The 14,364-nt window shown below is 37.3% G+C and carries 14 protein-coding genes and 3 pseudogenes; 6 read left to right on the top strand and 11 right to left on the bottom strand.

Annotation, left to right across the window (positions count from 1 at the left end; translation table 11 throughout):
* The first annotated feature begins 2 nt into the window (after window positions 1-2).
* Complete coding sequence (gene ansB / locus OO7_RS06710; protein ID WP_008915200.1) at window positions 3-1,046, top strand: L-asparaginase 2; 1,044 nt, start codon at window positions 3-5, stop codon at window positions 1,044-1,046.
* A gap of 203 nt (window positions 1,047-1,249) precedes the next feature.
* Here ansB and fur read toward each other — a convergent pair whose 3' ends face one another.
* The 6 genes and pseudogenes from fur to OO7_RS17440 all read right to left on the bottom strand — a co-directional run.
* The gene (fur, locus tag OO7_RS06715) at window positions 1,250-1,699 is read right to left on the bottom strand and encodes a ferric iron uptake transcriptional regulator (protein WP_008915201.1); all 450 of its coding nucleotides are present in this window, start codon (window positions 1,697-1,699) and stop codon (window positions 1,250-1,252) included.
* A gap of 168 nt (window positions 1,700-1,867) precedes the next feature.
* Window positions 1,868-2,395: a flavodoxin FldA gene (gene fldA, locus OO7_RS06720; protein ID WP_008915202.1), complete on the bottom strand. Its 528-nt coding sequence runs from the start codon at window positions 2,393-2,395 to the stop codon at window positions 1,868-1,870.
* Between the two features lie 156 nt (window positions 2,396-2,551).
* Window positions 2,552-2,845 (bottom strand): LexA regulated protein, encoded by a 294-nt coding sequence (ybfE, locus tag OO7_RS06725; protein WP_008915203.1) that lies wholly within the window; start codon window positions 2,843-2,845, stop codon window positions 2,552-2,554.
* Window positions 2,846-3,017: 172 nt separating this feature from the next.
* Window positions 3,018-3,242 (bottom strand): annotated as a pseudogene (locus tag OO7_RS06730) (type I secretion system permease/ATPase); the annotation flags it as partial.
* A gap of 39 nt (window positions 3,243-3,281) precedes the next feature.
* Window positions 3,282-4,328: a tyrosine-type recombinase/integrase gene (locus tag OO7_RS06735; protein ID WP_008915205.1), complete on the bottom strand. Its 1,047-nt coding sequence runs from the start codon at window positions 4,326-4,328 to the stop codon at window positions 3,282-3,284.
* A 443-nt stretch (window positions 4,329-4,771) separates the two neighbouring features.
* Window positions 4,772-4,924: pseudogene (locus tag OO7_RS17440) on the bottom strand (hypothetical protein); the annotation flags it as partial.
* Window positions 4,925-4,954: 30 nt separating this feature from the next.
* On the opposite strand from OO7_RS17440, the gene OO7_RS06740 reads away from it, so the two are divergent.
* From OO7_RS06740 to OO7_RS16190, 3 genes are all read left to right on the top strand, one after another.
* Window positions 4,955-6,121, top strand: coding sequence for an integrating conjugative element protein (locus OO7_RS06740; protein ID WP_008915207.1), 1,167 nt, complete (start codon window positions 4,955-4,957; stop codon window positions 6,119-6,121).
* Window positions 6,122-6,184: 63 nt separating this feature from the next.
* Window positions 6,185-6,562 (top strand): DUF4431 domain-containing protein, encoded by a 378-nt coding sequence (locus OO7_RS06745; protein WP_008915208.1) that lies wholly within the window; start codon window positions 6,185-6,187, stop codon window positions 6,560-6,562.
* Window positions 6,563-6,813: 251 nt separating this feature from the next.
* On the top strand, window positions 6,814-7,413 hold the full coding sequence (locus OO7_RS16190; RefSeq protein WP_008915209.1) for a restriction endonuclease: 600 nt from the start codon (window positions 6,814-6,816) through the stop codon (window positions 7,411-7,413).
* A 49-nt stretch (window positions 7,414-7,462) separates the two neighbouring features.
* On the opposite strand, the gene OO7_RS06755 is transcribed toward OO7_RS16190, so the two are convergent.
* Window positions 7,463-7,717, bottom strand: a complete 255-nt coding sequence (locus OO7_RS06755) for an Arc family DNA-binding protein (RefSeq protein WP_008915210.1) — start codon at window positions 7,715-7,717, stop codon at window positions 7,463-7,465.
* 84 nt (window positions 7,718-7,801) lie between these two features.
* Between OO7_RS06755 and OO7_RS06760 the strand changes: the two genes are divergently transcribed.
* Together OO7_RS06760 and OO7_RS16460 are read left to right on the top strand one after the other, a co-directional pair.
* Window positions 7,802-7,966 carry an Arc family DNA-binding protein gene (locus OO7_RS06760; RefSeq protein ID WP_008915211.1) on the top strand — a complete coding sequence of 55 codons (165 nt, stop codon included), beginning with the start codon at window positions 7,802-7,804 and terminating at the stop codon, window positions 7,964-7,966.
* Window positions 7,967-8,015: 49 nt separating this feature from the next.
* Window positions 8,016-8,147: pseudogene (locus tag OO7_RS16460) on the top strand (phage antirepressor N-terminal domain-containing protein); the annotation flags it as partial.
* Window positions 8,148-8,485: 338 nt separating this feature from the next.
* On the opposite strand, the gene OO7_RS06775 reads toward OO7_RS16460, so the two are convergent.
* From OO7_RS06775 to OO7_RS06790, 4 genes are all read right to left on the bottom strand, one after another.
* Complete coding sequence (locus tag OO7_RS06775; RefSeq protein ID WP_008915214.1) at window positions 8,486-8,713, bottom strand: DNA polymerase III subunit theta; 228 nt, start codon at window positions 8,711-8,713, stop codon at window positions 8,486-8,488.
* Window positions 8,714-8,879: 166 nt separating this feature from the next.
* Complete coding sequence (locus tag OO7_RS06780) at window positions 8,880-10,820, bottom strand: type I secretion system permease/ATPase (RefSeq protein WP_008915215.1); 1,941 nt, start codon at window positions 10,818-10,820, stop codon at window positions 8,880-8,882.
* A gap of 3 nt (window positions 10,821-10,823) precedes the next feature.
* Window positions 10,824-12,143, bottom strand: coding sequence for an HlyD family type I secretion periplasmic adaptor subunit (locus OO7_RS06785; RefSeq protein WP_008915216.1), 1,320 nt, complete (start codon window positions 12,141-12,143; stop codon window positions 10,824-10,826).
* Between the two features lie 17 nt (window positions 12,144-12,160).
* The gene (locus OO7_RS06790) at window positions 12,161-14,248 is read right to left on the bottom strand and encodes a peptidase domain-containing ABC transporter (protein WP_008915217.1); all 2,088 of its coding nucleotides are present in this window, start codon (window positions 14,246-14,248) and stop codon (window positions 12,161-12,163) included.
* Window positions 14,249-14,364 lie beyond the last annotated feature (116 nt).

Consider the following 14,364-nt stretch of genomic DNA (forward strand, 5'->3'; position numbering starts at 1 on the left):
GAATGAAAAACAGTCGTAAAGTATTACTCGCAACACTGATCTCGCTATGTACTACCTCGGCATTTGCATTACCTAATATTACCGTATTAGCAACAGGTGGAACTATTGCTGGTGGAGGTGAATCGGCAACAGGTTCAAGTTATCAAGCAGGAAAAGTGGGTATAGATGCATTAATTAATGCGGTTCCTGATACGAAAAAAATTGCCAACTTGGCGGGTGAGCAATTAGTCAATATTGGCTCTCAAGATATGAATGACCAAGTCTGGTTAGCATTAGCTAAAAAAATCAATCAAGAGTGTAATAAAACGGATGGCTTTGTGATCACTCATGGAACAGACACACTTGAAGAAACGGCATTCTTTCTTGATTTGACAACAAATTGCCAAAAACCGATTGTTTTAGTCGGCGCAATGCGTCCTTCTACTGCTCTTGGGGCCGATGGTCCTCTTAACCTTTACAATGCCGTTGTGCTTGCTGCTGATAAGGCCGCAGGTGAGCGGGGTGTATTGATGGTTATGAATGATAAGGTGATCCAAGGGCGCGATATTGTCAAAATGAGCACGACAGAAGTGCAAGCGTTTGATGCAGTTAATGCAGGTGCTCAAGGTTTTATTCATGATGGCAAAGTGACATTCTTTAAAGCTGCACCTTTGCGTGAGAACAAAGCTGCCTTTGATGTCGGTAAGCTCGAACAACTTCCGAAAGTTGGCATTGTCTACAATTACGCAAATGCATCAGCAGCACCGGTAAAAGCATTACGTGAAGAAGGTGTTGAAGGTATTGTCAGTGCAGGGGTGGGTAATGGCAATATGTATAAAACAATTTTTGAAGCTCTAGCAACAGCTGCTAAAGATGGCGTTGTCGTCGTCCGTTCTAGCCGTGTACCAACAGGATACACGACTCGCAATGCTGAGGTTGATGACAATCTATATGGTTTTGTGGCTTCAGAGCGTTTGAATCCGCAAAAAGCACGCGTTTTATTGCAACTTGCATTAACAGAGACCAAAGATCCGCAAAAAATCCAAGCATTATTTGAAAAATATTAAGCGTTATTTCGACAATAGAAATACAGTTTACTAATCTGAATAAACCCCTAATGATTGTTTAATTATTGGGGGTTTTAATTGTCTATTTTATGATGTTGGGCGGGTTAGAATTGAAGTATAATGGTTATAAATAGAAATAGTAAAAAGGAACTCATTGAGTTCCTTTTTCTGTCAGCTTGTCGCTTTTATGAGTAAACGCTAAATTACTCTTTTGCTATATGCGCATCGTTGTCTTCACGGCAATCGCCATCAGCACAGTGACCATAGAGATATAAGCTATGGTTTGAGAGCTTAATACCATGACGTGCAGCGATATTTTTCTGACGAGTTTCAATAGATTCATCAGTAAATTCGATGACTTTACCACAGTCTAAACAAATCAGATGATCATGATGGTGTTGTTGCGTTAATTCAAAAACTGATTTACCGCCTTCAAAATTGTGGCGAGTCACAATACCAGCATCATCAAATTGGTTTAATACACGATATACCGTAGCCAGACCGATCTCTTCGCCCATATCAATAAGCTTTTTGTAGAGATCTTCCGCACTGACGTGATGGCACTCAGGCTCCTGAAGTACTTCCAATATTTTTAATCTTGGAAGTGTGACTTTGAGTCCAGCATTTTTCAATGCTTTATTATTGTCTGTCATGCGGGTTTGTCCTGTATCTTAAATTTAACAATAATGAGACTTTTTTTCTACATAGTTTCAGTTGTCTTCTAAACTGATTTACAATTATAGGCACGTAAACGAAAAATAGAAACCATGCAATGTCTAATTATTATAATAATGTCCCTAATTTTGGTGTGATTTTGTAAATCAGCCCAAAATTTCAGCGAGAGACATTTCTTCAGAAATTTGTTTTACCCACTCGTTAACACGTTCTTCGGTCAATTCTGGCTGGCGGTCTTCATCAATAGCAAGACCAATAAAGTGGTTGTCATCAGCCATACCTTTAGATACTTCAAAATGATAACCATCAGTTGGCCAATGGCCGACGATAACTGCGCCGCGTGGTTCAATAATATCGCGAATGGTGCCCATAGCATCACAGAAGTACTCTGCGTAATCTTCTTGATCTCCACAGCCAAACAATGCAACAAGTTTACCCTCGAAATCAATTTCTTCTAGGGTAGGGAAAAAATCATCCCAGTCACATTGCGCCTCACCATAATACCAAGTAGGAATGCCTAAAAGTAGAATATCGAAGGCTTCAATATCTTCTTTACTGCATTTGGCAATATCGTGTACTTCCGCGTTATCTTTGCCTAATCTCTCTTGGATCATCTTGGCAATATTTTCTGTGTTACCTGTGTCACTACCGAAGAAAATGCCTATGACTGCCATAAAGTGAATAACCTCTTGTTTTTCCCATCTGATGCAATAGTTAATAAGGGCAGATAGGACTAAATTTGAACTAAAGTTAGATAAAAATTTTAGCCTTATTTTGGCCAAAAAGCATGAATAAGTCTGTCGAATTTGTGTGGTTCATAGAAGAAGATATTATTTTACAGAAGGCTCACAAACTTGCTCTAACTGCGACATAAGTATTTCTTCAATGAGTTCACTGCGGCTCATGTTTTTCTCACTCGCCAACTGATTTAATATGCTGACAGCATCTTCATTTAATTTTAATTCAACGCGGCGTAACCCTTTGACTTTATCTCGTTTAAGTTGGTTGCGCTTGTTGATTCTTAATTGTTCATCCCGCGATAGCGGGCTTGTTTTAGGTCGCCCAGGCCTGCGTTCCTCAGCGAACAAATCAAGTGTGGTGCGATCAGTTTGTTCTTTTGCCATATTTTAAATACTAAAGGGCGTATGTACCAATAATCCAGCGCGCAATGATACCCTAGCTGATTCCCTTGCGCCATACTTGCATGCTGCGTGGGCATTGTTGAATGCGATAAAAAGATTGATTTGGATAAAAAAGTACCAACAATAGTGGTGTTGATACTTTTTCAGTTGGAAGTTATTGAGTTTGCTGACGCCATAAGCTGGCATATAAGCCATCTTTTAGGAGTAAGTTTTGATGTGTATCCATTTCGACCACTTCACCATTTTGAATAACGCATATTTTATCTGCATGCATGATGGTATTTAGTCTATGCGCAATACTGATCACGGTTTTATTTTTTGTGATAGCTGGCATATTCGCCATGATTGCAGCTTCTGATTCATAATCTAAAGTTGAAGTGATTTAGAATTCGGGATGTGAAAAATTAGTCTTTATACATCAGCCAGTTAAGAGTGTTAAATGTGGCTTTTGACTGGCTTCATTATTCGGCTGTGTCGAAATTGTGACGTGCTCACTATATTTGGTCAAATGTTGACCGCTGAAGTGGGCGTACTTCTGAACCATTTCTAGCGTTTCCCATCCCCCCATTTCTTTTAATACCATGAGCGGAGTTCCACTTTGTGCGTGCCAACTTGCCCATGTATGCCTTAGGTCGTGAAAAGTGAAATCAGTTATGCCTGAATCAGCCAAAGCTTGATAATAGCATTCTCGGTAATGACAACTTCTCCGTTTTCCGTTATTGGAGAAAACATAGTCACCATCCTTTTCAATCCCATTTAGAATTTCAATAGCCACATCATTTAGCGGAACCGGTCTAGCTCGTCCTGACTTTGCATTATCAGCCGTTACATGAGCAACTCTTCTAACTAGGTCTACGCTCTTCCATTTAAGTGATAATATCTCGCTTTTTCTCATGCCTGTTAAAATAGCAATAGAAACAAAATCCCGCATCCACTTAACTTTGATGTTAGATAGGAGTAGTTCAGCTTCCCACTTTTCTAGCCATCGAACTCTAACAACAGGCTCTTTCATCCGTGGTATATAGGATGACTTAGTTAGCCATCCCATTTTGTGCGTTAGTGAAAAAGCTCTTAGAATAAACGAGCGATATCTATTCTTTGTTGCACTTGTTAATTTACGCTTAGTAATAGGGCTATAATCCGGTATTGCATTTGCTATATCATCACTAGTGATTGATGAGAGCTTTTTTCCACCTAAAATAGCGATAAAATACTTAGAGTAAGCTTGCTTAGTTTWAAAGCTTGTTTGCCCCTTGGCATCTTTAAGAGCCAAAATGATTGCATCCTCAAATATCCGATCTGGTTGCTTCTCAAGCTTATCCTGCTGCCACAGGTCATGCTTTAGTTTGTCGTGATATTCTTGTGCTTTTATTTTGTCTGAGGTGCCAGTAGAGCGTCTAATTCTCTCGCCAGTTGGGGTGGATACATCGATCCAATACTTGCCGCCTCTTTTGTATATTGGCATTTGGTTTTCCTCTTACTACCGACCAAAGCCAGCCGATAGACATTATCGTCGTTAAACTGCGCCTGTTCAAACTTTTTTAGGCTTTCCTTGTTTGCTCTCCATGAGCTACCGACCCTGAACATGTAGTATCTAGCAGGGTTTCGGTATACCGTTGAAGATGACAGTCGGATCATCGATGCGTATTCTTTTATTGTATAAAGAGGGTCATCCACTATTAATCTCCTTATCTAATTTCATAACGTAGTAATTCAGCCACATATTAGGTGTGTATTTTAATTTCATTTCAGGAGTAATGCTTTTTCGAATTCAGGKATGTGTTTGCTTAATATTTGTTTYGATAATTGGTCGGTGAGTTTTTTATATTTCTTTAATTCTTYGTGGCATTTCCTTGCCACTGCTCGCAATCCGTTTTCATGCTCCTGTGGTGTCATAGTTCACCTATGCTATTTTCCATTCATTAATAAATAAACTTCCATGGCAATTCGATAATAATTATCGCCGTTAATTTCTATGCAATGGTTATTAAATTGACGAGCTGACCAAGTGTTATTAACTTTCACCATGCTAATCCCATTCTCAATAATAATCGGCATTGCATCGGCGGGGTTAACCTAAGTAGTTGGAAATTGGCATTAGCCGCTTTCGCTACATGGTTCGGTGGTAAATGGGTTACTGGTATCGTGCTTGGTGTCGGTAGAATCGGCCTTGCTTTTGCTGGCTTGCTTGGTTGGCCTGCTCTGTTAATTGCTGGCTTCGCTGCCGCTATCCCTGTCATTAAGTCCTATATCGATGATGCCGCTGAACACTTCGGCGATGTGATGAGTAAAGCAGGAGAAAAAGCCTCTTTAGTTGTCGCTGCGGTGCATAAGTTTAATGATCCGAATGCTACTGTCGAGGATAAAATTGTTGCCGCTGCCAAAGTAGGTGATGGTTTTGTTGCTGGAGCTGGGTTATTAAGTCTTGGTGTTGATGGCATAACAAATCTTGGCAATAACCTATGGAATGCTGCAAAAAATAACCTATCAAATAATACTTCATTATCTAGCTTTACGGCTTCTAGCGTAGAAGTTCCTCACCAGCAAAAGCGAGTATACAAGACAGATAAGGGTGATATCGTGCGAGAAGGTGGCTCTAGGTCTTGGAGGAACAACAATCCTGGTAACATAATTTGGGGTGATTACGCTAGGTCTAAAGGGGCGATAGGTCATGATACAAATGCATCTGGTCATGTTATGGCTATATTTCCAACTAAAGAGATGGGAAGCGCAGCTAAAGATCAGCTTCTTTTTGAAGGGGTTAATTACAGAGATAAAAAACTATCTGAGGCTATAAAAAGGTATGCCCCAAAATATGATAAGAACGGAAAGCAAATTAACAACACAGAGCAGTACATAAAAAATGTATTATCCTCTGTTAATGGTCAAGATAAGAAAATGAAGGATTATAGCTTATCAGAGCAAAAAGCCATCCTTGCTATGGTTGAAAAAACAGAAGATTGGAAAGCAGGAAGGGAATATTCTGCAAGCCAAGCTAATGCAATCAATGGGGCTAAAAGTTTCATGTCTACATTATCAAAACCCTTTGCGGCAGGAATTGGAGGCTTAGCTGATGGCTTCTTAGGCCAGACCAACAAGCTGCAATCACAGCAGCAGACAATCAACCACAACCGTACAGATGTTAATATCGCTGGCATAACAGTCAATACTAGCGCAAGCACCTTATCAGGCGTAAGCGAGGCTGCGGCTGAGGAATCAACAAAAAGGGTCTATCAAATAGTGCCTACGATGAGTTGATTTGCTACCATTTGCATTAAGGCAGTGGCACAATATGCTTAAATAATATTCATGGGGTGAATAATGATTAAGTATATTTGTGCTTCACTTGCCTTTGTTTCAATGCTGGCAATAGCAAATGAGAAAGGATTGCAGGGGATTTATTATAATGAGCCTGCCAATATTTATGGAACTATTGATAGAGAGGTAGCTGGTTTCCCTTCAATACGACCCGTAAATATAATCTCAGCTAGCTCTAGGGATATAGATCCTGACGGGTTAAATCAACCAGAATTTGGTGTCGGCATCATGCAGTTAGTTTTCATGAGCGATGCCATGTGGAATAAATTCGAAAAAGCAAAAGGAAAAAAAGCTACTGTCACATGTAACGCTTATCACGCTGATAATGCTAACCACATGACTCCAGTTTTATGTGAAGTAGCTGATATAACAATCAAATAAGAATAACATTAGGGTATTTTCAATGTTTAAGTTGGTTAAGTATCTATTCATAGTTTTTACTATGGTTATTTGTTTTTTCAGATCTAGAAATCAAAAACAGAATCGAGCATGCGATTAAATTTGCTGTTTTTTACTGGGTTGTAGTCGGTGTTATTTTTCTAGCATATAGTTCTGTTAAAAATTACCTCAGAAAAATCAAATCAAGAAAAACTGCACTAAAAATAATTCAAGATCAGGAAGTGGATGTAAAAATGTTTCTTGATGAATTAGAAAAGTATGTACCGATATTAGCTAGAAAAAGAAAGGCTTTAGTCACTATAGATGATTACGGATACACTTTTTATGATAAATGGGATGCAGAAAAGAAAAGCTTTCTAAAAAAATTCAATTACTACCCAAGGGTGACAGACTGTTATAAGGGTCTGCCTGATGATGTTTATCTCATGCATCTGGATTACGCTGTAAAAGAATACACAAAAGAAAATGATGTATCCATGGCGTGGAGTGCCTCAATGAGTCCTATTGAGTATGAAATGCTTTGTGCGGAAATACTTAATGACAATGGATGGAAGGCTAGAACCACCTCGGCCAGTGGTGATCAGGGTGTTGATGTTATAGCAGAGAATGGTGATGTTTGTGTTGCTATACAATGCAAATTGTACACATCTCCAGTGGGAAATAAGGCGGTACAAGAGGTTATTGCAGGGATGACTTACTGGGGGGCAACTGTAGGAGCCGTGGTAACCAATGCGCAATACACTCGATCAGCTAGAGAACTAGCAAAAGTACACGATATATATTTACTACATCATGATGATCTTCCAGAATTAACATCTATATTAGATAAGTAAATAACAGCCCCGAAAGGGGCTTTTTTGATCAACTGAAATAAATACAATTTTAGACTTTGTCTTTTCCATATAGACCGACCAGAGTTTTAAAGACCATCTTTTTAACTTCTTCAGATTGCTGGTCGGCTAATTTTTCAATGTCGTTTCTATAACCAGAAACTGGCGATGGCGTTGATAGCGCATCATCTATAATCTGTAGAAGTTCAGCATTGACGGATCTACCGTTCATATCTGCCCTAGCTTTTAGCTTATCTCTTGTCTCGGGCGGCATCCGCAATTTGAATTGTGGGTATTCTCTGCTCATGTAATCACCTTAATTTTTCTTGACAGTCTATAACGGTGATAGTACATTCTCAATTGAACCACGGTGGTTCATTAAGGAGAGAGTATGAAAGGAGCGAGAAAGCTACCACAGCTTAATTTTCGTTGGCCTGAAAAAGACATCGAGCTAGTTAAGCAGTGGGCAGAGAAAAACGGAAGATCTTTAAATAATGAAGTTCACAGAATTGTGATGGATTTTTTGAAGAAAGAAGGCGCTATCAATGCCAATTAACAGCGAAGCCCCAACTGCGGGAACAGTCGAGGCTTCTAATTTGTCAGTAATGCTGGAGAAAACCGACATGAATACTATATCAACAATTAACGTACCTTTCCACGGTAACAATTTATGTATCGTCAATCATGATGGTAGACCATACGTACCGATGAAACCAATTGTCGAAGGAATGGGGCTATCCGCTTAATATTCCTCCAATTATTTTGGAAAATTCCACTATAAAATTTATGAGATTTAATTCATCTGTAAAAAAAACAATTATGGAGAGGATTGATAGATATTCCATCGACAACAGCACTATAGAAATAGAACGACCGCCTGCACTTGTGAGTAATACAGCTAATTTACCGMCAAATGCACTMCAAGGTGACGAGATATACAAYTGGGAGACTAAGAAGAAAATGYTGTTTAATGGCACTGAGTGGCTAAATTTGTATTGATCTGTACACRCAACCTCAAGCAAGCTGAAGAAGATACTAAGAATGTGGAGTTGGAAGAGGAAMAGGAGGGCGRTATCTAACCCTCTCTGTCGTACTCATATCCCTGCGGAAACCRCTTGCTCAATTCTCTGTAATAAACTAAACGCTCACGAAAGTACTCGCGCAAGTGTTCGGGTTGTTGTCGTTCAATCTCGACATCGATTACGGGCTTGCCGAGTCTTTCAAGATACGCGACTCCTGAAGCAGCTAAATCGACATTTACTTTGTCTTTTTCTTCTTTTGGTAGTTCTGCGAGATTGTGCATATTTGTTTTCTGTGGGGGATGACATAAAGTGAGTATAGCATGGAGGGGAAATCACTGTGACGGACTGTGCCGAAATTGTGACACAAAAATGAGAGGAATCGATAAAAATAGGCAGAAATCAGCAAATCGCAAAAATGCTGGCTGGCTTGTAGTGCGGCTTTGCTAGCTAAAAATCATTAATCAATGTTTGCACATCCTGTGATTCATAATCTAAGGCAGATGTTGCTTCATCAAGAATTAAAATATCAGGTTGATTAATTAAAGCTCTAGCAAGAGCAATACGTTGGCGTTGTCCACCTGACAGATTTAACCCGCGCTCTGATAAAGGATAATTAAAATTATCAGGCAGAGTCATAATAAAATCATATGCCCCAGCAAGTTTAGCGGCTTGAATAATTTCATCATCACTTGCTTGAGGTTTACTTAAACGAATGTTTTGTGCAATGGTGCCGACAAAGAGCATGCTTTCTTGTAGTACGACACTCATCTTGCGACGTAAAGCGACCGTATCCGTCACGGCCAAATCCATACCATCGACGATGACTTGGCCATGTTGAGGAACATAAAGCCGCTGTAATAGCTTCGTTAATGTGCTTTTTCCTGAACCTGACGGACCGGTTACCCCAATAAACTCTCCGGCTTTAACTTCTAATGAAAGGTTATTAAGCACTTCTGGGGTTTCGGGTTGGTAGCGAAATCGGATATTTTGAAAATGAATATTGCCTTGTATAGATGCAGAACTTGCAATCCCGTTACGCTCATTTTCAATAGGCTCATCCAAAATATCACCAACTCGGCGTAATGAAATAATAGTGTGTTGAAAATCTTGCCAAATTTGCGCTAACCTCAATACGGGTTGAGTAACATGGGCACTTAACATGTTATAAGCAACTAATTCACCCGGGCTAATTACGCCATTCATCACTTCTTTTATACCAACCCAAAGGAGAATTGCTGTCGTTATTTTACTCACTAGCGTCATTAATTGAGAGGCAACTTCACTGCGCATAGAAACTTTAAAACTTTGGATCAATTGTTTACTGAATAATTTTTGCCAGCGCTGATAGAAATATTTTTCAGTTGCTGTTGTTTTAATGGTTTCTATGCCAGAAATGGTTTCCGTTAAAAAGGTTAATCCATTTTCATCTGCACTGTATGATTTCTCTGTTTGCTGGCGGATAATGGGGCCTAAGATCATCCATAAAATAAAAAAGATCACTAACGAGCCAAGAAGTATCCATGTCATCAATGCACTATAGGAAAATAAGAACGCTATAAAAAGAATGACAAATAATAAGTCAATAAAGAGCATTAATGTCGAGCCAGTTAAGAATTGACGGATATGTGTCATTTCCCGGATACGAGCAATAATTTTCCCTGTAGGGCGTATTTTAAAATAATTTAATGGTAAAGCCATTAAATGACGATAAAGCTTACCCGATAGTTCCGCACTAATTTGCATGCTGGTATAACTAAATATTTTATTACGAATGAAGCTATATATAGGTTCAGCTAGAGCAATACCTATAATTGCAATCGCTAATACATGCAAACTGTTTAAACTTCGACCTACTAAAACTTTATCTATAATATTTTGAAATAATAAAGGACTAATTAACGCAAATAATTGAACGATAGCCGCTAATAGGAAAATGTTTTTTAATGAATGACGTTGACGAAATATTGATGGAATAAACCACTCAAGACCAAATTTTTTCTTTGGTATAATCTCAAACTGTTCTTTAATTAATAAAATAGTAACGTCAGTTTTATCATTAAAAATATCTTCATTATATTGGGTATGTTCATTGGTTTCCGGCGCTATAAAAATGAGTTTTTCATGGTTATCCCTTGAAAAGATAAACCAACGCTCATGAACATAAATCAGAGCAGGAAGTGGAATATTTGCTAATTCTTGCACTTCTACTGAAATAAGTTCTGTTTCATAACCTAGAACATGGGCAGCTTCCCTTAATTCCCACTGAGTAGGAGAGATTGATTGCATGCCAATAGAATGCATTATCTGATCTTTTGTCACACTCTTTTGATAATGATTGGCTATCCAGACTAATCCATCTAAGCCATAATTATTTTCAGGCGAATTCATCGATTATTTCTCCCTTAACGCAGTAGATGTATATTCTTGAATTGGGCTTAATAGGTAATCGATAACACGGCGTTTTTCGGTTTTAATTTCAGCTGTAATAGAAAGTCCTGGTGTTAATTCAATCTGTTTTCCATCAACGAATAAGCTTTTTTCTTTTAAGCTTATTTGACCTAAGAAAACTAAACCAAGCTGTTCATCTTGTATGCTATCTCGTGAAATAGAAAGAACTTCACCATCAATCGTGCCATAGCGAGTATAAGGAAATGCATCAACTTTTACGGTGACACTTTGCCCTTCACGAATAAAACCGATGTCTTTATTTAAAATTTTAACTTCAGCAAGTTGAACATCATTATTAGGAACAATTGCCATTAATTGCTGTGCGGGTTGTAATACAGCGCCTAGAGTATGTGTTGCTAATTGCTGTACTGTGCCGTCAACAGGAGAACGAATAATTTTTAATTGTTCTCTTTCTTGGTTTTTGAGTAATTCTTGTTCTAAAGAAGCTTGCTTAAATTTAGCTTGCCTGAAATTTTCATACCATTCTTGTAATTTTTGTGTTTTTAATCGATGACATTTTTCTTCTAGTGTTTTTTGTTGGCTATCTAAGATGACCAGTTCAGATAGCTTATTTGTTTTTTCTTGTTTAGCGGTTAACAGTTCGCGTTCTTGCTCCAGATATTCTTTCTGACTAATAACTTGTTTCTGATTTAACGATGTATAGGCATTAAGACGTTTATTAATATTAGCAATAAGTGCATTAATATCATTTAGCTCGCGCTTTTTAGCGGCATAGTTTGTTCTATTAAGCGATATTTCCTGATTAATTTCACTAATAAGAGCATCATATTCATTTTTAATACTTTGATAACTTAAGATGACTTTTTGCTGCTCATCAGGTAATAATTTGGAAAAAGAGTTATCTATAGTTGGTGATTGTTGTTTAATTAGCGCTTGATGAACAAGCTTCTCAATAATTTGAAAGTTAATTTGATAATTAAGATTTAAAATATCTTGATTAATACCTAATACATTGACGCTTAATAACGCATCACCTTGTTTTATTTTTTGTCCATCAGCAACATAAATTTGTTGTAAGCGACTTAGCTCAAAAGCTTGTATTAATTGCGTTCTTCCAGAAACAATCAATCTACCTTGTGTTGTTGCCTGAATATCTAATTTTCCTAAATATGCCCACATAATACTCAGCAGAATACCAACGCTAATCACAATGGCAACAATGACAGCAAGATAAGAAGGCGGTGTTTTTAATAGCGCTAAATGAGACGGTAAAAAATGGTTATATTCTGACTTTGATTTCATGATTAACATCCATGTAATTATTTAAATGATTGTTGGAGAGTCCATAAATGTTGATAAAAACCACCTTGTTCTATTAATTTTTGATGTGTTCCTTGTTCGACAATTTTGCCTTGTTGCATAACAATAATCCGATGGCATTGACGGATAGTAGAAAGGCGATGAGCAATAGTAATGACAGTTCTTCCTTCTGAAATTGTGTGCATATTTTCTTGAATGATAGCTTGTGATTCATCATCTAAGGCACTTGTTGCTTCATCAAAAATAATAATTTTCGGGTCAGATAATAACGTGCGGGCAATAGCAATACGTTGGCGCTGACCTCCAGATAATGAAGATCCTCCTTCAGCTAATATGGTGTCGTAACCCAGAGGTAATTTTAAAATAAAGTCATGTGCTCCAGCCATTTTGGCGGCGTGAATGACATCATCCATAGAAGCATTTGGTCGGGTTTGTGCGATATTATCGAAAACAGTTTGATTAAAAAGAAAGTTTTCTTGTAATACGATACCAATCTGTTGTCTTAATGTGCTGGTGTTTATTGAGGATAAAGGATGACCATCAAGTAAAATCGTTCCTTTTTCCGGGGTATATAACCGAAGTAATAAACGCGCTAATGTACTTTTTCCTGAGCCAGATGTGCCAACAATGCCAATAGTTTCACCGGCATGAATAGATAAATTGAAATCATCAAGAATATAAGGGGTATTTGGTTGATAACGAAAGGCGATATTAGTTAACTGAATATTGCCTTCAAGACGGTTATTTTTACCTTCATCGATTTGTTCTGTCGGGAGATTAATTATTTGCGCTAATTTTTCAATGGCAACTTTTGTCCTAATATAATTTCCCCATAACTTAATGGATTTTACTAATGGCTGGCTTGCATGATTAACCATCATATGAAAAGCAATAAATTGACCAATTGTCATATGCAAAGCGAGTACTTCTGACGCGCCGATCCAGAGAATAATTGCACTGGTTATTTTTTCGATCACCATGACAATATGCTCAGAGCGTGAGCTTATTTGGTTTGCGATAAAATTGGTATGGCTCATATCTGAAGTTTGGTTGTCCCAGCGGCGTGTAAAATTAGGTTCAATAGAAAGGCTTTTAGCTGTTTCTATGCCATTAATACTTTCTGTCAGAAATGAGGTATTTATAGCAATATTTGAAAATTGCTCATTTGCTGAGGATTCAACTTTGGGTGTTATCCACCAAGCAACAAATAGATAGGCAGGGAGTGAGCAAAGGAAAATTAGCACGAGTGTGGGTGATAGCACATTCATGACATAAATAAAAACAAACAGGAATAAAATATCAATTGTCAGGGTAAAGAAGCTACCGGTTAAAAATTCACGTATTGTTTCTAACTCTTTGACTCTGGTGACAATCGCCCCAATTTGGCGGCTTTTAAAAAAAGAAATTGGCAGATGTAAAAGATGATTAACCAGCTTTAATCCTAAGGTTGTGTCAATTCGATTTACCGTATGATGGTAAGTATATTCCCTCAATCCTTTTAAGATCACTTCAATAAATGCCGCAATAATTAATCCAAAGATAAGTACATCAAGTGTTGCCATATTATTGTGAACTAATACTTTATCCATAATAACTTGAATAACAATAGGTGAAACTAAAGCGAGTATTTGTAAAGTGAATGAAAATAATAAAATGCAACCAATGATTGATTTATATTTTAAAAATTCCGCTTTAAACCAACTAATATCAAATCTACTTTGCTGATATTTTACTTGTAACCATTTTCCACTCCAAACTTTATCAAAATCCTCTAAACTCCATAGTTCAGGTGCTGGATTATCTAAAGATTGAATTAATACTTGTTCATGGTTAAAGTTAGCTAATAAATAAGGTTTGTTATTATTATCATAAATGATAGATGGCGAATCTATTTTATTAATTGATTTTTTAGATTGGATTTTGTATCGAAATTTTATATTCAATTTTTCTTTTAGTATTTTTAATGTGTCATTAACACTTTTGTTTTCATTAATTATTTCTTTAAAATCATCGTATTGAGTGTGTCCTAATAATTTAATTATAGTACCAATGAAGTAAAGGGTTGATTGTGATTGTTTATATTCCATTTTATATGTAACTATTCCTTTAATTTATATTTCATATTATTCAGATAATTTTGATTATGGTATGTTTTCAACTGAAAAACGCTCAATAATAATGTGGTTTTACAAAATGAAATGGA

The organism is Providencia sneebia DSM 19967 (assembly GCF_000314895.2).
Classification (GTDB): domain Bacteria; phylum Pseudomonadota; class Gammaproteobacteria; order Enterobacterales; family Enterobacteriaceae; genus Providencia; species Providencia sneebia.